Annotated in this window: 24 protein-coding genes and 1 tRNA gene; 10 read left to right on the forward strand and 15 right to left on the reverse strand. The window is 65.1% G+C overall.

Annotated features, from left to right (window positions below):
* Positions 1–87: 87 nt before the first annotated feature.
* Positions 88–366, forward strand: coding sequence for a putative quinol monooxygenase (locus BMX78_RS02860; RefSeq protein ID WP_091417048.1), 279 nt, complete (start codon positions 88–90; stop codon positions 364–366).
* Between the two features lie 90 nt (positions 367–456).
* Here the strand turns inward: BMX78_RS02860 and BMX78_RS02865 are convergent, their stop codons facing one another.
* A complete protein-coding gene (locus tag BMX78_RS02865) occupies positions 457–879 on the reverse strand; it encodes a thioredoxin family protein (protein WP_091416137.1) in 423 nt (140 codons plus the stop codon).
* A gap of 158 nt (positions 880–1037) precedes the next feature.
* On the opposite strand from BMX78_RS02865, the gene BMX78_RS02870 reads away from it, so the two are divergent.
* Positions 1038–1961 carry an ABC transporter ATP-binding protein gene (locus BMX78_RS02870; RefSeq protein ID WP_091416139.1) on the forward strand — a complete coding sequence of 308 codons (924 nt, stop codon included), beginning with the start codon at positions 1038–1040 and terminating at the stop codon, positions 1959–1961.
* Complete coding sequence (locus BMX78_RS02875) at positions 1958–2758, forward strand: ABC transporter permease subunit (RefSeq protein WP_091416142.1); 801 nt, start codon at positions 1958–1960, stop codon at positions 2756–2758. The genes BMX78_RS02870 and BMX78_RS02875 overlap by 4 nt, the downstream gene beginning before the upstream one ends.
* 27 nt (positions 2759–2785) lie before the next feature.
* On the opposite strand, the gene BMX78_RS02880 is transcribed toward BMX78_RS02875, so the two are convergent.
* Entirely contained in the window at positions 2786–3331 is a 546-nt protein-coding gene (locus BMX78_RS02880; protein WP_091416145.1) for an acyl-CoA thioesterase, read from the reverse strand.
* A gap of 77 nt (positions 3332–3408) precedes the next feature.
* Between BMX78_RS02880 and BMX78_RS02885 the strand changes: the two genes are divergently transcribed.
* Together BMX78_RS02885 and BMX78_RS02890 are read left to right on the forward strand one after the other, a co-directional pair.
* Positions 3409–4140: a potassium channel family protein gene (locus tag BMX78_RS02885; protein ID WP_091416147.1), complete on the forward strand. Its 732-nt coding sequence runs from the start codon at positions 3409–3411 to the stop codon at positions 4138–4140.
* Positions 4141–4496: 356 nt separating this feature from the next.
* On the forward strand, positions 4497–5516 hold the full coding sequence (locus tag BMX78_RS02890) for a LysM peptidoglycan-binding domain-containing protein (RefSeq protein ID WP_091416150.1): 1020 nt from the start codon (positions 4497–4499) through the stop codon (positions 5514–5516).
* Positions 5517–5659: 143 nt separating this feature from the next.
* Here BMX78_RS02890 and BMX78_RS02895 read toward each other — a convergent pair whose 3' ends face one another.
* From BMX78_RS02895 to BMX78_RS02905, 3 genes are all read right to left on the reverse strand, one after another.
* Complete coding sequence (locus BMX78_RS02895; protein ID WP_091416152.1) at positions 5660–6091, reverse strand: CBS domain-containing protein; 432 nt, start codon at positions 6089–6091, stop codon at positions 5660–5662.
* Between the two features lie 566 nt (positions 6092–6657).
* Positions 6658–6739: transfer RNA gene (locus BMX78_RS02900), tRNA-Tyr, on the reverse strand.
* Between the two features lie 180 nt (positions 6740–6919).
* A complete protein-coding gene (locus BMX78_RS02905) occupies positions 6920–7174 on the reverse strand; it encodes a hypothetical protein (RefSeq protein ID WP_091417050.1) in 255 nt (84 codons plus the stop codon).
* Positions 7175–7359: 185 nt separating this feature from the next.
* Here BMX78_RS02905 and BMX78_RS02910 point away from each other — a divergent pair, with 185 nt between their 5' ends.
* Entirely contained in the window at positions 7360–7851 is a 492-nt protein-coding gene (locus BMX78_RS02910; RefSeq protein WP_050054209.1) for a YajQ family cyclic di-GMP-binding protein, read from the forward strand.
* Between the two features lie 109 nt (positions 7852–7960).
* On the opposite strand, the gene htpX is transcribed toward BMX78_RS02910, so the two are convergent.
* Entirely contained in the window at positions 7961–8830 is an 870-nt protein-coding gene (gene htpX / locus BMX78_RS02915) for a zinc metalloprotease HtpX (RefSeq protein ID WP_091416155.1), read from the reverse strand.
* Between the two features lie 33 nt (positions 8831–8863).
* Positions 8864–10135 carry an MFS transporter gene (locus BMX78_RS02920; protein WP_091416158.1) on the reverse strand — a complete coding sequence of 424 codons (1272 nt, stop codon included), beginning with the start codon at positions 10133–10135 and terminating at the stop codon, positions 8864–8866.
* A gap of 95 nt (positions 10136–10230) precedes the next feature.
* Between BMX78_RS02920 and BMX78_RS02925 the strand changes: the two genes are divergently transcribed.
* The 3 genes from BMX78_RS02925 (at position 10231) to BMX78_RS02935 (ending at position 12968) form a co-directional block, all read left to right on the forward strand.
* The gene (locus tag BMX78_RS02925; protein ID WP_091416160.1) at positions 10231–10716 is read left to right on the forward strand and encodes a Fur family transcriptional regulator; all 486 of its coding nucleotides are present in this window, start codon (positions 10231–10233) and stop codon (positions 10714–10716) included.
* 7 nt (positions 10717–10723) lie between these two features.
* Positions 10724–12205: a catalase gene (locus BMX78_RS02930; protein WP_091416162.1), complete on the forward strand. Its 1482-nt coding sequence runs from the start codon at positions 10724–10726 to the stop codon at positions 12203–12205.
* Positions 12206–12332: 127 nt separating this feature from the next.
* The gene (locus BMX78_RS02935) at positions 12333–12968 is read left to right on the forward strand and encodes a DUF2461 domain-containing protein (protein ID WP_091416165.1); all 636 of its coding nucleotides are present in this window, start codon (positions 12333–12335) and stop codon (positions 12966–12968) included.
* Between the two features lie 2 nt (positions 12969–12970).
* Here the strand turns inward: BMX78_RS02935 and BMX78_RS02940 are convergent, their stop codons facing one another.
* The 8 genes from BMX78_RS02940 to BMX78_RS02975 form a co-directional block, all read right to left on the reverse strand.
* A complete protein-coding gene (locus BMX78_RS02940) occupies positions 12971–13330 on the reverse strand; it encodes a nuclear transport factor 2 family protein (protein ID WP_286138786.1) in 360 nt (119 codons plus the stop codon).
* Positions 13331–13553: 223 nt separating this feature from the next.
* A complete protein-coding gene (locus tag BMX78_RS02945) occupies positions 13554–15116 on the reverse strand; it encodes an amino acid permease (protein ID WP_091416171.1) in 1563 nt (520 codons plus the stop codon).
* Positions 15117–15290: 174 nt separating this feature from the next.
* Positions 15291–15698, reverse strand: coding sequence for a DUF779 domain-containing protein (locus tag BMX78_RS02950; RefSeq protein ID WP_091416174.1), 408 nt, complete (start codon positions 15696–15698; stop codon positions 15291–15293).
* Entirely contained in the window at positions 15698–16720 is a 1023-nt protein-coding gene (gene adhP, locus BMX78_RS02955) for an alcohol dehydrogenase AdhP (protein WP_170850668.1), read from the reverse strand. Before adhP ends, BMX78_RS02950 begins: the two co-directional genes overlap by 1 nt.
* A 36-nt stretch (positions 16721–16756) precedes the next feature.
* The gene (gene exaC / locus BMX78_RS02960) at positions 16757–18280 is read right to left on the reverse strand and encodes an acetaldehyde dehydrogenase ExaC (protein WP_091416180.1); all 1524 of its coding nucleotides are present in this window, start codon (positions 18278–18280) and stop codon (positions 16757–16759) included.
* 173 nt (positions 18281–18453) lie between these two features.
* The gene (locus BMX78_RS02965; RefSeq protein WP_091416182.1) at positions 18454–19794 is read right to left on the reverse strand and encodes a helix-turn-helix domain-containing protein; all 1341 of its coding nucleotides are present in this window, start codon (positions 19792–19794) and stop codon (positions 18454–18456) included.
* 105 nt (positions 19795–19899) lie between these two features.
* Entirely contained in the window at positions 19900–21333 is a 1434-nt protein-coding gene (locus BMX78_RS02970; RefSeq protein WP_091416185.1) for an FAD-dependent oxidoreductase, read from the reverse strand.
* Between the two features lie 101 nt (positions 21334–21434).
* Positions 21435–22433 (reverse strand): DNA topoisomerase IB, encoded by a 999-nt coding sequence (locus BMX78_RS02975; RefSeq protein ID WP_091416187.1) that lies wholly within the window; start codon positions 22431–22433, stop codon positions 21435–21437.
* A gap of 84 nt (positions 22434–22517) precedes the next feature.
* Here BMX78_RS02975 and rarD point away from each other — a divergent pair, with 84 nt between their 5' ends.
* Positions 22518–23597, forward strand: a complete 1080-nt coding sequence (rarD, locus tag BMX78_RS02980; protein WP_091416189.1) for an EamA family transporter RarD — start codon at positions 22518–22520, stop codon at positions 23595–23597.
* The last annotated feature ends 10 nt before the right edge of the window (positions 23598–23607 follow it).

Genomic DNA, 23607 nt, shown 5'->3' on the forward strand with positions numbered 1-23607 from the left:
CAATCAAAGGATTGAAGCAGTGCAACAGTCGGATGGGCCGCGTAAACAGGAGCGGGGCTGCAGCCGGTGGCCGGTATTGTGAAATCCATGAGTTCTCCCATTGACCTGCAGGCAACATTCATCCCCAACGACGGCGAGTTTTACCGTGTAAAGCTGGCCCTGGAAATCGCCATTGACGAGGTGGTGAACGAACCCGGCTGCATCCGCTATGAGCTGACCGAAGCCACCGAGGACAAGCTGGTCCTGACCGAACAGTGGGCCTCGGAGGAGGATCTGGCCAAGCACTCCAAGGGCATCGCCGTCCAGGACCTGAACGAGTCCCTGAGCGCATTGCTGGCCGAGCCGGTCAAGCTGGAACGCCTGTAGCCCCTTTCACGCACAACGCGGGGTCACTTTGCGCCCAAAGAACCAAAGTTTTTGGGCGCGAAGTGACCCCGCGTTGCAGTTAAAAAAGGTTTAAAGATCCGGGATCTGGGAGCCGTCCTGCGGTCCCGCCGACTTGCTGGCCGCGGCTGCTTCTTCGCGCTGGCGTGCCACGTGGGCGTGGACCTCGTCCATGTCCAGGGCCTTGACGGCGTCCACAACTTGTTCCAGCTGCTGGGAGTTCAACGCGCCGGGCTGTGAGAACACCAGCACCTTTTCGCGGAATGCCATCAGCGTGGGGATGGACGAGATGCCTGCCTCGGCGGCCAGCTGCTGCTCGGCCTCTGTGTCCACCTTGGTGAAGAGGACATCCGGGTGCTTCTCGGAAACGGCGGAGTACGTGGGCCCGAACTGCTTGCAGGGGCCGCACCATTCTGCCCAAAAATCCACCAGGACAATGTCGTTGCCTTCGATGGTTGATGCGAACTGTTCGCCAGTGATGTCAACGGTAGCCATGTTTCAACCGTACGCGTGCGTGGCCGGGATGTCTTGGCCAGGGCCGTTTGTTCGCTCCCCGCGTCATCGGGAATAAGAGTGCCCGGCGCATATACAGCTTGCACCCGGGCGCCTATTCTGAGGGTCATCAGCGTTCGGCGCGGTCCACGGGAGGGCTTATGGCTATCGCGATTTCGGCCCGGTCCCTGACCAAGAGTTTTGGCCGCCGCGAGGTGCTGCACGGGATCGACTTCGCGGTGGAAGCTGGCTCGGTGTTCGGCGTGATCGGGCCCAACGGTGCCGGGAAGACCACCACCATGCGCTGCCTCCTCGACATCATCCGCCCCACGGCAGGCGAAGTGCGGGTGCTGGGTGTGGATCCGCGGAAGGGCGGGCCGGAGCTGCGGCGCCGCATCGGCTACCTGCCCGGCGAGCTGTTCCTTGAGGGCCGGGTGACCGGCCGCAAGCTGCTGGCGCATTATGAGGCGGTGAGCGGTCCAGTTCCTGCCGGCCGGATCAACGAACTGGCCGAACGCCTGGGACTGGACCTGGACCGCCACACACGCAAACTTTCCAAGGGCAACAAACAGAAGCTCGGCCTGCTGCAGGCCTTTATGCACCAGCCCGAGCTGCTGGTCCTCGACGAGCCCACCAGCGGCCTGGATCCGCTGGTTCAGCAGGAATTCCATGCGATGGTCCGGGAAGCCCGGCACCGGGGCCAGACTATCTTCCTCAGTTCACACGTGCTGAGCGAGGTCCAGCAGACGGCGGACACGGTGGCCATCCTCCGGGACGGACACATCATCGCCGTGGAATCGGTGAGCGGGCTTCGCGAAGGTGCAGTGCGCCGCGTCCGCATCACCGCTACCGGAATAACGGCGCACGACGCCGTTGCGCTGCTGACTGGTGTTCCCGGCGTCGGGAAAGTGGAGGTGCTGGAGTCCAACGGCGCGGTCACGCTGTCCGCCCTGCTGGAAGGCCCCATCCAGCCGTTGGTGCGGATCCTGGGATCCCTGCAGCTGACCGACTTGGTCCTGGAGGAACCCGACCTGGAGGATGCCGTGCTGAAGATGTATTCCGCCCAGCCGGAGGAAGCACAGTGAAAACAACCCTCCCGCTGTTCCGCCGGGCCTTCTTTGATACGTGGCGGTCCACGCTCGCCTGGGCCGCTGGACTGGCGGCCGCAGCGTTCCTCTACCTGCCCCTGTACCCCTCCATTGGCGGCAGTGCCCTGATGCAGGACATGATCAACGCCCTGCCCGCCGAAATGACCAAAGCCCTTAACTATGACCAGATCGCCACCGGCCCCGGCTATACGCAGGCCACCCTGTTCGGCCTGATCGGCTTCCTGCTAATGACCATCGCCTCCGTGGCATGGGGAGCGGCGGCCGTCGGCGGCGACGAGGAGTCCGGCCAGCTGGAGCTGACGCTCGCCCACGGGGTGCGGCGGGTCCAGGTGGTCTTGGAACGGGCCCTGGCGCTGTTGTTGCGGGTACTGATCCTGGCTGGCATGGTCTTTGTCCTGGTGTCCTTGCTGAACGGCCCCTCCCGGCTGGGGATCGAGCCGGGCAACCTGTTCGGTGCCGCCGTCCTGTTCGCCGGGCTGGCAATGCTCAGCGGCACCGCCGCCCTGTGCGTGGGTACCATCACCGGCCGCAGGATCCACGGCATCTTCGCCGGGGCTGCGGTGGGGGTGCTCGGGTACGTGTTCAACGCCGTAGGCCGCCAGAGCCAGGACGTGGAGTGGCTGCTGGACCTGAGCCCGTACCACTGGGCGTACAGCAACTCTCCCGTTGCCAACGGCGCGGACTGGGCTGCGGCCGGGTGGCTGTGGGGCATCGCCGCGGCACTCGTGGCGCTCGCCGCCGTCGCACTCGAACGGCGTGATGTGGGCGCCTAAGTCCGCCGGGCAGACGGCCAGGGACGTCTAGGCCCAGGCGTGCGGCGCCGGGGTCCGGCTCCCGGGCAGCGCGCTGGAGGCCCGCCACTCATGGACCCATTCGGGAAGAACCAGGTCGGCGGGGGGCTCGCCAAACTCGCGCAGGGTCTCCTCCTGGCTGACGGGCCGGCCCTGGTGGACCAGGCGGGTGGCGATGTAGGCGCGGGCGTAAATCTCGCCGTCGGCCACCATACGCTGCTCAAAGTAGATGGCCTTCGCGTCCAGCCCGATGATCCTGGTTTCGATGGTGTAGTGCTGCCACAGTTGCAGGGACTTGCGGAACGAGATGGTTTCCGCGGACACGACCGGGCTCCAGCCCCGCCGCCGCATCCGCTTCCAGACGCCGGAACGGACCATCAGGTCGAACCGGCCAAGGTCCATCAGGGACAGGTACATCCCGTTGTTGACGTGCATGGCGATGTCGATGTCCGTGGGCAGCACACGCAGCGGCAGCGACGAATGGTCCCAGACGGTCAGCGGCCGCCGGCGCGACGAGGTGATGAGCAGCAGGAGGGTTCGCAACAGCAAGTGCATTCACTCATGTTACCTGCGGGTAACGTTCGGGTCAGCCAGACATCAAGGCTGATAAGCCTCCACGTAGGATTTCCTCCATGACGCAACAACGCTATCGGGACCTGGCGGACTGGCCGCTCACCATGACGGCACTGATCTTCCTGGCAGCGTATGCGTCGCAGGTCATCGGCCGCATAGAGGGCAGCGCGGCCTTCTGGCTGGAGGCCGTCATGTGGACCACGTGGGGTATTTTCGCCGTGGACTACGTGGCCAACCTCTGGCTCGCCGCTGACCGGGGCAGCTGGTTCGTCCGGAACCTGCATGAGCTGCTGATTGTGGCCCTGCCATTCTTCCGCCCACTTCGCCTGCTGCGGCTGGTGACCCTGTTGTCCGTCCTGCACCGGACGCTGGGCGACACTCTACGGGGACGCGTGGTTACGTACGTGGCGGGATCGGCAACCATGCTCGTCTTTGTGGGCGCCCTCGCCGTCCTGGACGTGGAGCAGTCTGCGCCGGACGCGAAGATCCTGACGTTCGGCGATGCCCTGTGGTGGGCCATTACCACCATCACCACCGTGGGCTACGGGGATATGTACCCGGTAACGCCTCTCGGTCGGGTGGTGGCAGCAGCCCTCATGATGAGCGGCATCGCGGTTCTCGGTGTGGTGACGGCATCCATTGCGTCCTGGCTGGTCCAGCGGGTGGAGGACACCGCCGAAGCGGTGGCCGAGGCCGAGGAGCCCGTGCGGGCCGAACTGGCGGACCTGGTTGCGGAAATCGCCATGCTCCGCCGGGAGATTGCGGAGCTGAAGGGCCGGCAGAGCCGGTAGCATCCGCGCCCGGAGCAGCAGGTAGTACGCAGGAACGATTTTGAGTGTCCGGGACCGCACTCCCAAGTACCGGTCCAAAATATTCGGGTAATCCCTACTGGTGCATGCGCCCCGCCGCACTTCCTAGACTCGGGATTCCTAGGACCGAACATGTGCTGGCCTGTTCACCGGGTGGCTTCCGGATGGCAGTGCCTTCTCGCGGAGCTCCGTATTTTCTGGGTATGCGGACGCCTCCATCATGCGCCGGCGGCGGCCTGGCCTAAGGCTGGGCCGCCGGTGCGTCACACCTCGATCCGTCCTGCCCCGCTTCCTGCACCCGCAGCTGCCTGGCCGGACCGCACCTCGATGGGCTACCCATGAACCAGCCATACTTCTCTACCCCCGACGGTCCGAGCCGTAGTTTCGCCACCGACGTCCCCCGCTCCGACCTGACGGCGGGCCGCTCCACCATCAGCAACAAACTGTGGGCGGGGATGGCCACCGCTGCCGTTGTGGCGGCGGTGGGAGTGGGAGCCCTTGCCGCGCCCGTCACCATCGCTCCGGCAGGTACGACGGCGGCGGCTCCCGTTGCCGAGGCTGTTTCCCAGGCGCAGGGCACGCAGGCCGATGCTGCCGGTTCCGGTTCCGCGGAATCTGTCCAGGCACCGGCAGAAGCACCAGCCGAGGCACCCGCTGCTGCTGCGCCTGCCGCGCCTGCCCCGGAAGCGCCGGCGGAGGCAGCACCGCCGCCGCCCGCCGTCGAGCCCGCACCCGCTCCTGAACCGGCACCGGCACCGGCAGCGGCGCCCGACGGAAACCAGTACACCGTGGTTCCCGGCGATACCGTCGGTGCAATTGCAGGGCGGTTCGGGGTGGACATGAACGCCATGCTTGCCGCGAACGGCCTGGGCCAGTACAGCATCATCGTCCCGGGCCAGACACTGGTCCTGACGGGTCCGGCCATTGCCGCACCGGCACCTGCTGCTGTTTCTGCTCCCGCTCCTGCTTCGGCCCCCGCACCGGCACCGGCAGCTGCTCCGGCGCCTGCCCCGGTTGCGGCCGCTCCAGCCGTCCGGACCATTTATGTTGCCGGCGCCGGTGGACAGTCCATGGTCGATGCCTGCATCGGGCCCATCCACTTCACGCCCAACGACGGCTACTCACTCTTTATCACCGAACATGATTTCTGCGGCGGCTGGGCCCGCTTCTCCGGAATCGGCGTGGGTGAGACGGTGAGCATCCCGGGCTACGGAACGTACACGGTGACGGCTCGCGGGCAGGTACCCAACCCCGGGACCACCAACGATGTCATCAATGTGTTTGGCGGCTTCCCCCGGGCCATCCTGCAGACGTGCATCCCGGGAACCAGCCAGATGCTCCTGATTGCGCTGAACTGAAGATTCCTGCCGCGCACGAGGATTCATAAGCTTGTCCGCAGTTCCTAACCTTCAAGGCGGGGAGCTGCGGACAAGGCCAGGACCGGGCATCAAGAAACGCCACGGAGGGACCTCCGTGGCGTTGGTTGATGAAAATTTCCCGGCTAAGCGTTCATCCGTTTGCGTTCGGAGATGTGCTCCACCAGCTCGCCCACGCGCTGTTCGGAGTAATTGCGGGCGATATCTCCCTGGCTAAGGATCCCCACCAACTTGTGGTCGGCGATGACAGGAAGCCGGCGGACCTGGTGGCTCTCCATCATGGTGATGGCCTCATCAACGTTCGCGTCGGCGTCGATCCAGTAGGGCTTGCCCGAGGCGAGATCGCGGGCCATCATTTCGCGGGGATCGCGCCCGGCGGCCACGCACTTGAGCACGATGTCACGGTCGGTGATCATGCCCCTCAACTTGCCGTCGTCACCGCAGATCGGCAACGATCCGCAGTCAAGGTCCAGCATCATCCGCGCAGCATCTGCGAGGGACTGGCTTTCCTTAATACACTGCGCGTCCGTAGTCATGAATTCACGTACGGCACTCATTTGTCCTCCTTTATCGATTCTTTGATCGACGCAGGGCATCGGGCACCTGCGCCGATGGTGCCAGACTACGCCGGTGCCACTGTCATGTCGACGACGGTTTTACCGCCTCTGGGGACAGCTCGGGAACCTGGGGTTTATAGGACAAAACGTGTTTAAGGGAGGGGCCTGCTTCCCAGCAAAGGCGCGGGAAATGGGCGATGGCTAAGCTTTGCCGATTTCACTGCAACGCGCCACCATCACCTGCCGCATCTACCGCATCCCCCCCATCACCTCCTGCCGCTACTGCCGCATCGCCCCATCACTTCCTGATGAAGTCCGACGGCGGTGCTGCCGCCGCCTTGTGCATTCGATAACTCCTCTGGCCCCAAACGTGATGGCGGAATGCCCGATTTGGTGCAGGACGTGATGGCGGAATGCCCGATTTGGTGCAGGACGTGATGGCGGGTTGCCCGATTTGGTGCAGGACGTGATGGCGGGTCGCCCGGTGCTGCGCCACCTTGATGGGGGCCGGCTCGCAAACACGAAAAAGCCTCCGGAACCTGTGGTTCCGGAGGCTTTTCCTTGGGTGGCAGATGAGGGATTCGAACCCCCGTAGGCGTTGCCAGCTGATTTACAGTCAGCCCCCTTTGGCCGCTCGGGTAATCTGCCGAACTTCAAAAGAAGTACCCGTAGATGCAGTCTGCAGGACGTCCGTTTCCGGGCCGTTCCGCTTCCAGTAACCGCGGGCAAGACAACTTTACAGAACTTCCGCCGAAGAATCGAATCGGCGCTGTGCGGCCCGGAACGGCGCGGATTTCCCGCCCTTCGAGGCGGTCCCTAAGGCTGCTGTCAGGCCTCGCCCAGAATCCGGCCGGCCAGCTTCGCCTCGAACTTCACGGCCTGCTCTTCGGTGATCTGGTTCAACTGCACCGCCCGGAGCAGGTCCTCGCGGACGCCGTCCAGACGTGAGGACGCATCCGCTACCGGGCTGAAAATGATGGACGCTGCCACCGCCGCTGCCGCCACCGAGGTTGCTGCCGTGGCAACCGCCCCGGCTGCCGCTGATGTGGTTCGTGTGACGTAGTGGACAGCTTTGCGGTGCATGGTGTTCCTTTCGTGCAGTTCCAACTCCTTCAACTCTGTCGCCGCCTCCTTCGTTCCCCCGGGATGTCCGCTGAGAGGGAACTGTGAAATACGGCTCCCCCTCATCAGCGACATCCGTATTAGGCTGGAATGCAGCGATCCCGGCCCTGTCCGCGGACAAGGCCCCCACCAGCACAAGGAGAGTCATGGCAGGCGAGTCAACGTTCGACGTCGTAAGCAAAGTGGACAAACAGGAAGTGGCCAACGCGCTCAACCAGGCACAGAAGGAACTGGCCCAGCGCTACGACTTCAAGGGCGTCGGTGCAGAAGTGGACTTCAGCGGCGAGAAGATCCTCATGAAGGCAAACTCCGAAGAGCGCGTCCTGGCGGTACTGGACGTGCTCCAGTCCAAGCTGATCCGCCGCGGCATCTCACTGAAGTCCCTTGACACCGGTGAGCCGTATGCCTCGGGCAAGGAGTTCCGCCTCGAGGCTTCCATCAAGGAAGGCATCGCGCAGGACCTGGCCAAGAAGATCAACAAGCTGATCCGCGACGAAGCCCCCAAGTCAGTCAAGTCCCAGATCCAGGGCGACGAACTGCGCGTTACGTCCAAGTCCCGTGATGACCTGCAGGCCACCATGGCCTTGCTGAAGGACTTCGACGAGGCCGACCTGCAGTTTGTGAACTTCCGCAGCTAGCAGCCCCCGCCGTCGGTTTCGACGCGCAAAGTTCTGCCGCCGCACAAAGAGGCTGGCGCACCCGGAATATGGGCAGCGCCAGCCTCTATGCGTGTCGCAGGAACCTGGGTCAGCGCAGCGGCCTGCCGGCCATCCGTTCCAGCCTCGAAATCCGGTCCCGTATGGGCGGGTGCGTGGCGAACAGCTTGTTGATGGCGCCGCCGCGGAACGGATTTGCGATCATCAGGTGCGATGCGTTGACCAGCCGCTGATTATGCGGCAGCGGCGCAATGCTGACGCCGCGCTCGATCTTGGCCAGGGCTGAGGCGAGCGCCAGCGGATCGCCGGTGAGCGCGGAACCGTCCTCGTCGGCGTCGTACTCCCTGGTGCGGGAGATGGCCATCTGGATCAGCGACGCCGCGAAGGGCGCCAGCAGGGCCATGGCGATCATGGCCAGGGGGTTCGAGTTCCGCCGGTCGCCGCCGCCGAAGAACAGCAGCATCTGGCCCACCGATGTGATAACGCCCGCGACGGCGGCGGCCACGGACGAGGTGAGGATGTCGCGGTTGTAGACGTGCATGAGTTCGTGCCCCAGGACGCCGCGGAGTTCGCGGGCGTCCAGGAGCTGCAGGATTCCTTCGGTGCAGCAGACCGAGGCGTTCCGCGGGTTCCGGCCGGTGGCGAAGGCGTTCGGATTCATGGTGGGCGAAATGTAGATCCGCGGCATCGGCTGGTTGGCGCGCACGGACAGCTCACGGACAATCTGGTACAGCTGCGGCGCCTGCGCTTCCGTGACCGGGTAGGCCTGCATGGACCGGATGGCAATCTTGTCGCTGTTCCAGTAGCCGTACGCCGTGGTCCCGACTCCGACCAGCGCCATAATCCAGATAGGAGCCGAACTGCGGGTGCTGGCGCCAATGAGGGCTCCGAGGCCAAGCAGCACCGCCCACAGCACGCCGAAAAGCACCGCCGTCTTCAGTCCGTTGTAGTGTTTGTGCACGATTCCTCCTCGCTCATCTATGGAAACGGCTTTCTACGGAGCCGGGTTCCGCGCGTCGTATTTCTGGAATCCCGGCTGCAGCCTCGCCGCCAGCCACGCCCCCATAATGCACAGCAGCCCGCCGAACAACAGGACCCACCCCTCGGCCACCATCTTGGTGGCGCCGCCGGCCAGCAGATCGCCGATCCTGGGGCCGCCTGCCACCACCACGATGAACACACCCTGGAGCCGGCCGCGGAGGTGGTCCGGCGCGGCGGCCTGGAGGATGGTGTTGCGGAAGACGCTGCTGATCGAGTCGGCGATTCCAGCCAGTGCGCAGCACAGTGCAGCCGGAAGCAGCCAGAAGGTAACCTCCCCGTCCGGGGAGCGGCCGGCGAGCACCGCCACCAAGCCAAACGCGGCGATGGATGCACCCCACCCCATCACCGAGAAAACCACCGCGCTCCCCTGCCAGCGGACAGCGCCCAGGGGGCCCGAGAACAGCCCGGCCAGGAACGCTCCCACGGCTGTTGAGGCAAGGAGTATGCCCACCGTAGCTTCGCCGCCGCCGATCATCACAGCGCCGATAGCCGGCATGAGCGCGCGCGGCTGGGCGAGGATCATGGCAACCAGGTCGATCACGAAAGTCATGCGCAGGTTGGGACGGGTGCCCAGGAACCGGAACCCCTCGATGACCGAGCGGATGCCCGGCCTGCCGGGGCTTCCCGACGGCGGCAGGGGCGGCAGCCGGTAGACGGCCCACAGCACCAGGGCGAAGCTGGCGAAGTCGATGGTGTAGGTCCAGCCAAATCCCACCCATGCCACCAGCACGCCGGCCAGCAGGGGCCCGGCAGTCAGGGCAAGGCCGAAGGACATCATGCTCAGGGCGTTCGCCGCCGGCAGCAGTTCCTGGCGGATCAGCATGGGAAGGATGGCGCTGCGGGCGGGCTGGTTGATGGCCTGCGCGCCGCTTTGCACTGCCACCAGGAGATAGAGGACCCAAACGTTGCCCAGGTGCAGCCAGGACTGCAGGGCGATCAGGCCAGTGGTCAGCCACATGACCGTGCTGGCCAGCAGCGCCACGCGGCGCCGGTCGTGGGAGTCGGCGATGGATCCACCCAGGAGCCCGCCGAATACCAGGGGCACCAGGGCGAAGACGGCCAGCAGTCCCACATAGAAGCTGTCCTGGGTCAGGCGGTAGATCTCCAGGCTCACTGCCACCAGGGTGAGCTGGCTTCCGACGGCGGATACGGCCGAGCCGAGCCAGAGCCGGCGGAAGGCACGGCTCTCCTTGAGCGGCGTGATGTCAGCAAGCAGTTTCCCCACCCTGCAACCCTAATGTCGCCGGCGCCTCTGACCCTCCACGCGAGGTTAGCCAAGCCTTATTGTGAGAAACTCAGAATAAGTGTTTCAATGGAGCCATGACGGAGCACTTTGATGGCCAGGAGGCATGGGCTGCCGCCCTGCGCGCCCACGGCCGCAGGGTGACCAAACAGCGGCTGGCGGTCCTTGCCGCCGTCGAACGCCACCCCCATTCCCCGGCGGAGAGCATCCTGGCCGCCGCCCGTGCCGAGCTCCCCGAGCTGACAGCCCAGTCCGTTTACGTGGTGCTGGGTGACCTGACGGACCTGCACATGCTGCGCCGCTTCGAGCCGCCGCACTCCCCCGCGCTGTATGAAACCCGCGTCGGCGACAACCACCACCACGCCATCTGCATCAGCTGCGGCCGCGTTGAGGACGTGGACTGCGCCGTGGGCCACGCGCCCTGCCTCACGCCCCACTGGGATGAAAACGCTAAGCCGATGACCATCCAGATCGCCGACGTGATGTACCAGGGCATCTGCCAGGACTGCCAGCAGTCCCAACAACTTCCTTCCAATCGTCACTCAGAAGAAACACAGAAATAGGAGAACAATGACTGCCATTTCAACAACCCAGTCAGGTGCCCCCGTTACGTCCGACGCGCACTCGAAGTCAGTTGGTGCCGATGGTGCCATCATCCTGACGGACCACTACCTGGTGGAAAAGCTCGCCCAGTTCAACCGCGAGCGGGTGCCGGAGCGCGTAGTGCACGCCAAGGGCGGCGGTGCATTCGGTACGTTCAAGACCACCGAGGACGTGTCCAAGTACACGAAGGCAGCCTTCCTCCAGCCGGGCGCCGAGACCGAAATGCTGATCCGTTTCTCCTCCGTTGCGGGCGAGAACGGCTCCCCGGATACCTGGCGCGATCCCCGCGGTTTCGCCGTGAAGTTCTACACCACTGAGGGCAACTACGACCTCGTGGGCAACAACACCCCGGTGTTCTTCATCCGCGACGGCATCAAGTTCCCGGACTTCATCCACTCCCAGAAGCGCCTTCCCGGCACGCACCTGCGCGACGCCGACATGCAGTGGGACTTCTGGACCCTGTCCCCCGAGTCCGCCCACCAGGTCACCTGGCTGATGGGTGACCGCGGCCTGCCGGCCTCCTGGCGTGAAATGCAGGGCTACGGCTCACACACGTACCAGTGGATCAACGCCGAGGGCGAGCGGTTCTGGGTCAAGTACCACTTCAAGTCCAACCAGGGCGTGAACTCCATGACCGGCGAGCAGGCTGAAGCCCTGGCCGGTTCGGACGCAGACTTCTACATCCGCGACCTGTCCGAGAACATCGAAGCCGGCAACTTCCCGTCCTGGGACCTGCACGTCCAGGTCATGCCGTACGAGGATGCCAAGACGTACCGCTTCAACCCGTTCGACCTGACCAAGGTCTGGCCGCATGCTGACTACCCGCTGATCAAGGTGGGCACCATGGAGCTGAACCGGAACCCGGAGAACTACTTCGCGCAGATCGAACAGGCCACCTTCGCGCCGTCGAACTTCGTGCCGGGCATCGCCGCTTCCCCGGACAAGATGCTGCAGGCCCGCATCTTCTCCTACGCGGACGCACACCGCTACCGCGTGGGCACCAACCACGCCCAGATCCCGGTGAACCAGCCCAAGAACCAGGTCAACAACTACAGCCAGGACGGCGCCGGACGTTACCTGTTCAACGCTCCCTCGGTTCCGGTCTACGCCCCGAACACCTTCGGCGGTCCCGCTGCGCTTGAGCCGCAGAACCCGGCCGGAGGCTGGGAGAACGACGGCGAGCTGACCCTCGCCGCGCACTCCCTCCACGCCGAGGACAGCGACTTCGTCCAGGCCGGCGCGCTGTACCGCGAGGTCTACGACGACGCCGCAAAGGCCCGCTTCCTGGACACCATCACCGGTGCCGTGGGCGGCGTCAAGCGCTCCGACATCAAGGAACGCGCCATCCAGTACTGGACCAACGTTGACGCCGAACTCGGCGCCAAGCTGCGCGCCAACCTCGGCGCTGCACCGCTCTCCGAGGCAGAAGCCGCCAACAAGATCGGCTGATCCAGCCCCTCTCTGAGTTGCTGAAAACCACCCCGTCACGGGTTTCCGTGGCGGGGTGGTTTTTTCTTTTTCCACATAGGTATTGTTCGCCATGGCCGCCGGTGGCTGCTGTCCCTAGGATCGACGCATGACAACTTTCCAAGGCATCCCCGCCGGCGCCTTCGAGTTCTACCAGGAGCTGCAGGAGAACAACACCCGCGAGTGGTGGCAGGAGAACAAGGACCGCTACCAGACGCTGGTCCGGGAGCCGTTCCTCGCATTGCTGGCCGGGCTGGAGCCCAGATTTGGTCCCGGCAAAATCTTCAGGCCAAACCGGGACATCAGGTTCTCCCAGGACAAGTCGCCCTACAAAACCGCCCAAGGCGCCTTTGCGTCCGTCCAGGAAGGAGTGGGCTTCTACCTTCAGGTCAGCGCGGACGGACTCCTGGTGGGCGGCGGATACCACTCCCACACCCCGGCCCAGCTGGCCCGGTATCGCAACTCGGTGGACGCTTCAGGAACGGGCGAATCACTGCGGCACATTGTCGAAGCCGTGGCGGCTGCCGGTTTTATGGTGGAGGGAGAGAAGCTCAAGACCGTCCCGCGCGGGTACCCGCAGGATCACGCCAGGGCCGAACTCCTCAAACACAAATCCCTTTCCGCCGCCACCGACCTGGGACAGCCGGCGTGGCTGGCCACTCCTGCCGCCCTCCAGGAGATTGCTGCTTTGTGGGATGAGCTGCGGCCGCTGGTGGACTGGGTGGGCCGGCACGCAGCACCGTAGCCTCAACCGGCTGTGTCGGTAGCCAGTTCCACATTGTAGGAGCGGATGCGGACCACCCGCCCGTCCATAAAGTCGTAGATATCGCAGGAGGCCACCCGGCTGAGGCTGCCATCGGCTGAAAGGTACCGGGCAACGCTGTCCACCACAACAGCCGCAGGTCCGGAAACCATCCGGAAGTGATCGAACGTGGTCTGCACATCCTGCAGGTCCCGGGCGAGGGATGAACAGACATCAACCACCGCCGGCTTGCCGGCCAGGACTTCGCCTCCCACAAGATCCCAGGCAACATCGTCGTGGATCTGGGGAAGGGCCTCTTCAAACCGGTGGCTCGAAAAAGCGCCTGCCACCTGCTCCATCGTCATCTGCACAACGCCCACGTTCCTTCCAGCCATCCCGTGGCCCGCCGCCACAGGTGCACTTTTATTGAACTGCAGACTCCGTCCTGCCGCACCCCCAATTCTCGCTCCGACCGGCAGGCAAACGCAGAACCGCCCGCTGATTCCAGGATCAGCGGGCGGTTCTGCGGCTCCGGCGTCAGCCACGACCAGCGCTCAGGCGCAGGTCAGCGCCAGGCGCACGTCAGTGTCAGGCGCGTGTCAGCTCGTCCTCGTCGTCGGCGGACCCCACCGGAGTACCGGCTTCCACAGGACCCCCGTTGACGGTGGTGTTGGCCGTGGCAAACCTCTCGTTCAAACGGGAGTGGCGCTGGCCGTAGGCGAAGTAGATGGCCAGGCCGATCGCCAGCCAGATGGCGAAGAAGATCCAGGTCTCCACGGCAAGGTTTGTCATCAGGTAAAGGCACAGCACGGCGGACACAACCGGCAGGACCTTGCCGAAGGGAACGCGGAACGCGGGCTTGAGGTCCGGGCGCTTCTTGCGGAGCACCAGGATGCCCAGGCTCACCACCACAAAGGCGGACAGCGTACCGATGTTGATCATTTCCTCGAGCAGGTCCACGTTGGTCAGCCCCGCCACCAAGGCCACGGCGGCACCGCAAATGATCTGGAGGCGGACCGGCGTCGAGCGCTTGTCACTGGTCTTGGACAGCGCACGGGGCAGGAGGCCGTCGCGGCTCATCGCCAGTACCACCCGGGACAGGCCCATCAGGAGCACCATGATCACGGTGGTCAGGCCAACCAGGGAACCGAAGGCAATGACCTTGGCGGCGGAGGTGTCACCCACGGCTTCGAAGGCTGTGGTGAGGGTGGGGCTCTTGGCCTCGGCCAGCTGCGTGTAGGAGACCATGCCGGTCAGGGCCAGCGATACCAGGATGTAGAGCAGCGTCACCACGGCGAGCCCGCCGAAGATGCCTCTCGGCAGGGTCTTCTGCGGGTTCTTGACTTCCTCGGCCGAGGTGGCCACAACATCGAAGCCGATGAAGGCGAAGAACACCAGTGCAGCGCCGGCGAAGATGCCCAGCGTCCCGTACTGTGCCGGGGCGGCTCCGGTGAGGAACCCGAAGAACGACTGCTTCAGGACATCCGCGGCGCCGGCACCTCCGGTCGGCTCGGCGGCGGGAATGAAGGGAGTGTAGTTTTCGAACTTCACGTACGTGAAGCCGACGACGATCACAAAGAGCACCACACCGATCTTGATCAGGGTGAAGATGTTGCCCACGCGGGCGGACAGCTTCGTACCCAGCACCAGCAGTACGGTGAACACGGCAACGATGAGGAAGGCGCCCCAGTAGAGTTCCACCCCGCCCAGCGAGATGGCCGGCGGAATGTCGGCACCCATCAGCGCGAACACCTTGCTGAGGTAGATGCCCCAGTACTTGGCGATCACCGCTGCGGCCGTGAAGAGCTCAAGGATCAGGTTCCAGCCGATGATCCAGGCAAGCAGCTCGCCCATTGTGGCGTAGGTGAACACGTAGGCGGAGCCTGCCACGGGGATGGCGGTGGCGAACTCGGCGTAGCACATGATGGCAAGGGCGCAGGTGACGGCGGCGATGGCGAAGGACAACGTCACGGCAGGGCCGGAGAAGTTGGCTGCGGCCTTGGCACCAACGGAGAAGATACCGGCACCCACAGCCACCGCAACGCCCATGATCATCAGGTCCCACGTGCTGAGGGACCGTTTGAGCTTGCGTCCGGGTTCATCGGCGTCAGCGATGGACTGCTCGATTGATTTGGTCCGGAGAAGGTTCATAGGGGGATCACAATCCTGATTTCTGATGGAAACAGACCTATCAACGATAGTGTCCATCCACTGGACGGTCCCAATTGTTCCGAATGGTGAGACGACAGAGCTGCCAAACTATGTTCTGCGTAAAGCGCTTAAGGCCCTCCAAATGGAGGACCTCAAGCCTGTAGGGCCGAAGTACTATGCCGGCCAATCCATCAGTGCGGACCGGATCAGGAACCGCTTGCCTTCGGGCGCTTCCACCGAGAATCCGCTGCCCCGCCCCGGCACCACGTCAACGGTCAGGTGCGTGTGGCTCCAGTAGTTGAACTGCTCCCGGGACATCCAGAACTCCAGAGGCTGCGGCTCCAGCCCCTCGGACACATCGAATATGCCCAGCAGCACATCCGAGTCACCGGTCAGGAAGTCTCCTGCCGGGTAGCACATGGGTGAGGACCCATCGCAGCACCCGCCGGACTGGTGGAACATGAGCGGCCCGTGCCGAACCCACAGCAAACGCAGCAACTCGGCGGCCGCCGGCGTGAGCGCCACCCGGGAGAAGTCCTCCCCGGGCAGCGTCACTGCAGCATGGATGCTGTCCGGGGTCATCAAAACCTCAGGACCACGCGGCCGTCGATTTTGGCGTGTTTCATCTCGTCAAAAACCGCGTTGACCTCGGCGAGTTCCCGGACGGAGACCGTGGGATGGATCTTGCCCTGGGCGTAAAAGTCCAGGGCCTCCTCCAGGTCCTGCCGGGTTCCCACGATCGAGCCGCGGACCGTCAGGCCCTTGAGCACAATCTCGAAGATGGGCGCCGGAAAGTCGCCCGGCGGCAGCCCGTTGAACACAATCGTGCCGCCGCGGCGGACCATTCCAATGGCCTGCCCGAACGCTGACGGGTGCACTGCAGTAACCAGGACTCCATGGCAACCTCCGGTTTCACGCTGGATCACTTCCACGGGGTCTTCGTGCAAAGCGTTGACCGTCAGTTCGGCCCCGTGTGCCTTGGCAAGGGCGAGTTTGTCGTCGGCAATGTCAACCGCAGCAACCCGCAGGCCCATCGCCACGGCGTACTGCACCGCGATATGCCCCAGGCCGCCGATGCCGGAGATGGTCACCCACTGGCCCGGCCTGGCTTCGGTCATCTTCAGGCCCTTGTAGACGGTGACGCCGGCGCAGAGCACCGGCGCCACCTCGACGGGGTCGGATCCCGCCGGTATGCGGGCGGCGAAGCGGGTATCGACGAGCATATATTCGCCGAAGGACCCGTCGACGCTGTAGCCGCCGTTCTTCTGTGCCTCGCACAGGGTTTCCCAACCCGTGCGGCAGTATTGGCAGTCGCCGCACGCGGACCACAGCCAGGCGTTGCCCACCATGTCGCCGACCGCAAGGTCGGTGACGCCGTCCCCGAGTGCCACCACTTCACCCACTCCTTCGTGCCCGGGAACAAAGGGCGGCGAGGGCTTGACCGGCCAGTCGCCTTCGGCGGCGTGCAGATCCGTGTGGCACACACCCGTGGTAAGCACCTTGACGAGGGCTTCCCCGGGGCCGGGCTTTGGGATGGGCAGGTCCTGCATCTGGAGGTCGGTGCCGAATTCGGTTACTACTGCTGCTTGCATTGTCGTCGTCATTGGCGAAATCCTTGCGTCGTTGTAGCGGTGGTGTTGTTAGAAGAAGCCGAGCTTGTTTTCGTTGTAGCTGACCAGCAGGTTCTTGGTCTGCTGGTAGTGGTCCAGCATCATGGCGTGGTTCTCGCGCCCGATGCCCGAGGACTTATAGCCGCCGAACGCGGCGCCCGCCGGGTAGGCGTGGTAGTTGTTGACCCAGACGCGGCCGGCCTGGATTTCCCGGCCAGCGCGGTAGGCGATGTTGCCGTTGCGGGACCAGACGCCGGCGCCCAGGCCGTACAGGGTGTCGTTGGCCAGGCCCATGGCGTCGTTGTAGTCGCTGAACTTCGTGACTGCCACCACCGGGCCGAAGATCTCCTCCTGGAAAATCCGCATCTTGTTGTGGCCCTCGAAGACGGTGGGCTGGACGTAGTAGCCCCCCGCCAGGTCGCCGGGCAGTTCGGCGCGGCCGCCGCCGGTGAGGACCTTGGCACCTTCCTGCTTACCAATGTCGATGTAGGAGAGGATTTTCTCGAGCTGGTCATTGGAGGCCTGGGCGCCCACCTGGGTTTCGGTGTCCAAGGGGTTGCCCTGGATCATTTTCTCCACCCTGGCCACGGCGTCGGCCATAAAGGATTCGTAGATGTCCTCCTGGACCAGCGCGCGGGACGGGCAGGTGCAGACTTCGCCCTGGTTGAAGGCGAACAGCGCGAAGCCTTCCTGTGCTTTGTCATAGAACGCGTCGTTGTCCTGGGCGACGTCGTTGAAGAAGATGTTCGGGCTCTTGCCGCCCAGTTCCAGCGTGACGGGGATGAGGTTCTGGCTCGCGTACTGGCTGATCAGGCGGCCGGTGGTGGTCTCGCCGGTAAAGGCAATCTTGCGGATCCTCGGGCTGGATGCCAGTGGCTTGCCGGCCTCCACGCCGAAGCCGTTGACGATGTTCAGCACGCCTGCGGGCAGCAGGTCGCCGATGAGTTCCACCAGGACCAGGATGGAGCTCGGCGTCTGCTCGGCGGGCTTGAGCACCACGGCGTTGCCTGCCGCGAGCGCCGGTGCAAGCTTCCAGACGGCCATCAGGATGGGGAAGTTCCAGGGAATGATCTGGCCGACGACGCCGAGCGGCTCGTGGAAGTGGTAGGCGGTGGTGTCGTCGTCGAGCTGGGAGAGCCGGCCCTCCTGGGCACGGACGGCGGAGGCGAAGTAGCGGAAGTGGTCGGCGGCCAGCGGGATGTCGGCGTTGAGGGTTTCGCGGATGGGCTTGCCGTTGTCCCACGATTCGGCGACGGCGAGCATTTCCAGGTTCTCGTCGATCCGGTCGGCGATCTTGTTCAGGATGGCGGCGCGCTCGGCCACGGACGTCTTGCCCCAGGACGGTGCAACCTTGTGGGCCGCGTCCAGCGCCAGGTCGATGTCTTCTGCAGTCCCGCGGGCTACCTCGCAGAAGGCTTTGCCGGTGACGGGCGTGATGTTTTCGAAGTACTGGCCCTTGACCGGGGCCACCCATTCGCCGCCGATCCAGTTCTCGTAGCGGTCCTTGAAGGTGACCTTCGAACCCTCGGTACCGGGCTGGGCGTAAACAGTCATTGCTAGCTCCTTTGCTTTGCAGAGGGCGGCTCTTGCTGCTGGCGGCCGCCGTTGGAATCAGCGTAGGAGCGGGCAGGTTGCAGTCAGGTTGCGCCCCACCTGCCCCCTAGCCTCGCAAGCTCGGCCAGGGAACCCTGCAGGCGTGGGCCCAGTCCCGTCGCCCCAATTACAAGTTAGGCGCGCAGTTCGGCTTCCAGCCGCTCCAGGTCCGCGACGACGGCGGCCCGCTTGGGTGAGCGGGCGGGCAGGAGGCGCAGGGCGGCGCGGCGGACCCCGACGTCGTCCCTTGCCTCGGGAAGTTCGGCGTACTTGAGCAGCGACTCAGCGCTGCCGTCCGTGAGGACTGCCTCTCGCAGGAGCAACGAGACCTTGTTGCGCAGCTCCACGACGCCGGGCGCCTCGGACCGCGGCAGGACAGCGCCGCGGTAGATTTCCAGGGCGATGCGGTGCGCGCCGCGTTGCAGGCAGCTCAGCACCTGGCCGCTGTCCGGCACCACATCCACGGGAAGCCTGTAGGGCCGGGAACCGGGAACGGCATCGGGGCTCAGTTGCTGGAGGACTTTGCGCAGGCGCACCATTTCAGCCCTCAGGGTGATGGTGGAACCCTCACCGGGATAGAGCAGGACGCCCAGTTCCTCAGCAGAAAGCCCGTCGGGGTGGGTGCTGAGCAGCGCCAGGATCTCGCTGTGCCGGGCGGAAAGAACAATGGTTTTTCCTTCCAGGCTGAGCAGTGCCTGGTCGCGGCCCAGCAGCTGCAGGCTGTTCCGGTACAGGCTGCCTTCCTTAACCCCCTGCCCCGGTGCGCGGGAAGCGGAAGCCGTGGCCCGGCGTCGTGCCGGCCTGTTCGCAAGCTCCGCGGCAAGCTGAAGGCGCTCCACCCTCAGCTGTGCCTGGGCGGCCGCTACTGTTGCCTCCACCAGCGACAGGGTATGCGGCGCCACCGCCGTGGCCGTGCCCGTGATGTCCACGACGCCGAGGACGGCACCGGAATCCGGGTCGTGGAAGGGCACCGCCGTGCAGCTCCAGGGGTGCACCGCCCGCTGGTAATGCTCAGCGCCGGCAATCTGGATGCCCCGACCCAGGGCAAGGGCGGTTCCGGGCGCGCTGGTGCCCACCGTGGCCTCGGACCAGTCGGCGCCGGCAACAAACATCATGCCCTCTGCCCTGCGCTGCAGCGCCGGATCGCCTTCCACCCAGAGCAGCCGGCCCACTTCGTCGCCCACCGCCACCAGCAGGCCGCTGTCGTGGCTGGGCTGGACCAGGAGTTTGTTGATGACCGGCATGATGGCGGCCAGGGGGTGATGGCTGCGGTAATCCTCGAGCTCATCCCGGTCCATGGCCAGTGGAGCGGCAGGGTTGTCCGGGTCCGCCTTGAAGCCGGCGGAGCGCTGCCACGATTCGCGGATCAGGTTGCGCAGGCCGCTGGAGGCATCGTGCAGGGAGCCGCCGTCGAGCAGCTCGTGGGCGGCCAGTGCGCCGCGCTGCAGCGGCTCCGGCTGGATCAGGTTCTTCATCGAACTCCTGTGCTGCCTGTAGGCACGGCGCTGCCGTGCCGGCCAAGGGGTGGTGGCAATTCTAACCCTGCCCTCCTCCCCCACCTAGGCCTGCCGGCGGGGTGGTCAGCCGCGGGAGATGCGGATCATCTCCTCGCGCGGCACCACCTTGATGCGTTCGCGCACCACATGGTCCAGGCCTTCGGGGCCGGTCCAGGCCGCGCCCAGGCCCGCTTCGTGGGCATCGAGCTTGTTCCAGCCTTCCCACGTGGTGTATTCGATGCCGCGTTCCTCCAGCAGGTCGATGATGGCCTGCGGATCGGGGTTCTGCGCGGGCGGCAGGGTGAGCCGGTCCTCGAGGAGGAAGCCGATGGTCTCCAGCGCGTCGCCCTTGGTGTGGCCGATCAGGCCCACCGGGCCGCGCTTGATCCACCCGGTGGCGTAGATCCCGGGCACCGGATGGCCTGCGGCGTCCAGCACACGGCCGCCCTCATTGGGGATGACACCGCGCTTTGCGTCGTACTCCAGTTCGTCCAGGGCCGAGCCGTGGTAGCCGATGGCGCGGTAGACGGCCTGCACGGGGTAGTCGATGAACTCGCCGGTGCCTTTGGCGTTGCCCGTGCCGTCAAGCTGCATGCGCTCAAACTTGATGCCCGCCACCTTGCCCGACCCGCCGTCGTCGTAAATCTCAACGGGACTGTGCAGGAAGTGCAGGTGCAGCCGGCGGGAGGAGGGGTTCTCCGATTCGGTATGCTCCTCAACGAGCCAGTTGGTGAGCGTGTTCACCATGGTCTTGATCTGGTTGTTGCTGCGGATGGCTTCGTCGGAGGCCTCATCGAACTCGAAGTCCTCCGGGTAGAGCACGATGTCCACGTCATTCATGTGGCTGAGCTCCCGCAGCTCCAGCGGCGTGAACTTCACTTGGGCCGGGCCGCGGCGGCCAAACACGTGCACGTCCGTCACCGGCGAAGCCTTCAGTCCCTGGTAGACGTTGTCCGGAATCTCGGTGCTGAGCAGCTCCTCCGGATGCTTGACCAGCATGCGGGCCACGTCCAGCGCCACATTGCCGTTGCCGATGACGGCAATCTCCTTGGCGTCCAGGGGCCAGTCCCGCGGCACGTCCGGGTGCCCGTCGTACCAGGACACAAAGTCGGCTCCGCCGAAGGAGCCCTGCAGGTCGATGCCCGGGATACCCAGGTCCGCATCCTTGACGGCGCCGGTTGAGAAGATGACGGCGTCGTAGAAGGCGCGGAAATCGTGGAGGGTAAGGTCCCGTCCGTAGGTGACGTTGCCCAGGAACCGGATGTCGCCGCGGTCCAGGACCTTGTGCAGCGCATTAACGATGCCCTTGATGCGGGGGTGGTCCGGGGCCACGCCGTACCGGATCAGGCCGTACGGCGCGGGGTAGGCCTCAAAAAGGTCGATACTGACTTCGAAGTCGCCCTCCTTCACGCCACTGGACTTTGTGAGGATGTCCGCAGCGTAGACTCCTGCCGGCCCGGCGCCCACGATGGCTACGCGGAGCGGACGTGTGGGGGTGGTTTCGCCGTGGTTGGACACTCGGAGCCCTTCTGACCGATGAGGATGCGCAGGTAGGAGCAGCGCACAGTCACTTATTCTAATTGGCCCCGGACCCCTGGCCGCGGAGCACAAAGCCGGCCTTATCCGCTTTTGGCCAGCGGAACCACATCGCCTTCGCGGTAGAGCAGCGCGCGCAGCTCGGCCTCGGCGGAGTCCGGCCGCTTGGGGTCGATGGTTTCGCCCTCGTGGTAGTGGTCCACCACCCGGGGGTCCACATAGCTTTTGCGCGCGATCGACGGCGTGTTCCCCAGTACTTCGGAGGCGTCCACCATCGCCCGGCTGATGGCCCGCTTCCGCTTTGCCGCCGTCCTTTGCGGGCCTGTCCTGGCAAGGCTGGCAGCCGCCGCCACCGTACCCCGCAGGGTCCGGAAGTCCTTGGCGGTAAAGTCCGAGCCGGTCCGCTCCTTCACGTAGGCGTTGATGTCCGCACTGGTAACCGGCCGCCACTGCCGCCCGTCCTTGTACGCCAGGAGCCGGGCGTTGGGTCCCCGCCGCTTGAGCAGCCGCAGCAGGGCGGCAAGGTCGGCGTCGCGGATTTCCGACTCCCAGTCCTTGCCGCTCTTGGCAGGGAACCTCAACAGGATCCGGTCCTTGCGCACCTGCACGTGGGCGCAGAGCAGGGTGGCCAGGCCGCGGCTGCCGTTCTCGTTGGTGTACCGCTCGGACCCCACCCGCAGCGACCCGCTGTCCAGCATCCGGAAGGCGGCCGCAAGGACCCGGTCACGCGAAAATCCGTCACTTCGCAGGTCCATGGTTACCCGACGGCGGGCGCCCGGCAGCGATTCGGCCAGCTGAAGCGCCCGGTTGAACTTCACCCGGTCCTTCCGCTCCCGCCATTCCGGGTGGTAGATGTACTGCCGCCGGCCAACAGCGTCCACGCCGGTGGCCTGGATGTGTCCGTTCTCGAACGGGGCAATCCAAACATCCGTCCACGCCGGCGGTATTCCGATACTTTCCAGCCGCTCGCGGACGGGCCCCGGTGGCAGGGTGGAGCCGTCCAGGTCCCGGTAACTGAAACCCTTGCCCGCCGCCACCCGGCGGTAGCCGCGGCCCGAAGCGTTGCTGCGCCGGAGCCTCATGGGGCGGTCTCCGGCCGGTCGGCGTAAGTCATAAAAGCAAGCCTACTGACTATTTGCCGGAATACCCGTCCTGGAAGTGATGTTATGGGTGTTGTGCCTTTTCCCGATGGATCCTCCTCCCCCGCCCACATGCCCGCTCCGGCTAGCCCAACGTCGTCGCCAGGGCCGGCTCCTGCAGCAGCAGTAAGCGGGGCACCCGCAGGCGGCGCCCGCACCAAGGGGGCGCCCAAGGCAGTGGACAAGGAGACGACGGCGGGGATCCTGCTTGGCATCGGCGCCTACGGACTGTGGGGGCTGCTCCCGCTGTACTTCTTTGTGCTGATGCCGGCAGGCGCCGTCGAAATTGTGGCCAACCGGGTGGTGTGGTCGCTGCTGTTCTGTGCGCTCCTCATCACGGTGACCCGGTCGTGGGGCACCCTGTCCCGGGCACTGCGGGACCGTTCCGTTTTTGGCACGCTTGCCGTGGCCGCTTTCCTGATCGCCATCAACTGGCTGACCTACACCTACGGGGTGACTACGGGACAGGCCGTGGAGGCATCGCTGGGATACTTCATCAATCCGCTGGTTTCGGTCATGCTTGGCGTGCTGGTGCTGAAGGAAAAACTGCGGCCGCTGCAGTGGGCGGCCGTCGCCATCGGCTTCATCGCCGTAGGAGTGCTCACCTATTCCTATGGAAAGCTCCCGTGGATTGCACTGACGCTCGCCTTCAGTTTTGGCCTGTACGGTTTCGTGAAGAAGCGGGTTGGTCCGAAGGTGGACGCCGTCACCAGCCTCAGCGTTGAAACCGTGGTGCTGGCTCCGTTTGCTGCCGTCACCATGATTTACCTGGCGTCGGCCGGAACCGCCACCCTGACCACGCAGGGGCCTGGCCACTTCTGGCTTCTGCTGGCTTCCGGCGTGATCACCGCGGTGCCGCTGGTGTTCTTCGGTGCCGCGGCACGCCGGCTCCCTATGACCAGCATCGGGCTGCTCCAGTATTCAGCACCGGTGCTGCAGTTCATCCTGGCGCTGCTGGTGTTCAAGGAAGCAATGACCGTGGACCGCTGGATCGGGTTCGGCGTGGTGTGGCTGGCGCTGCTGGTCCTGACCGTGGACATGCTGCGCACCGCACGCAAGACGTCCGTGGCCCGCCGAAGGAGCAAAGCTTCCCTGAAATCCACCTGACCCACTGTTG

This window comes from Arthrobacter sp. OV608 (genome assembly GCA_900110595.1).
In the GTDB taxonomy this organism is placed as follows: Bacteria; Actinomycetota; Actinomycetes; order Actinomycetales; family Micrococcaceae; genus Arthrobacter.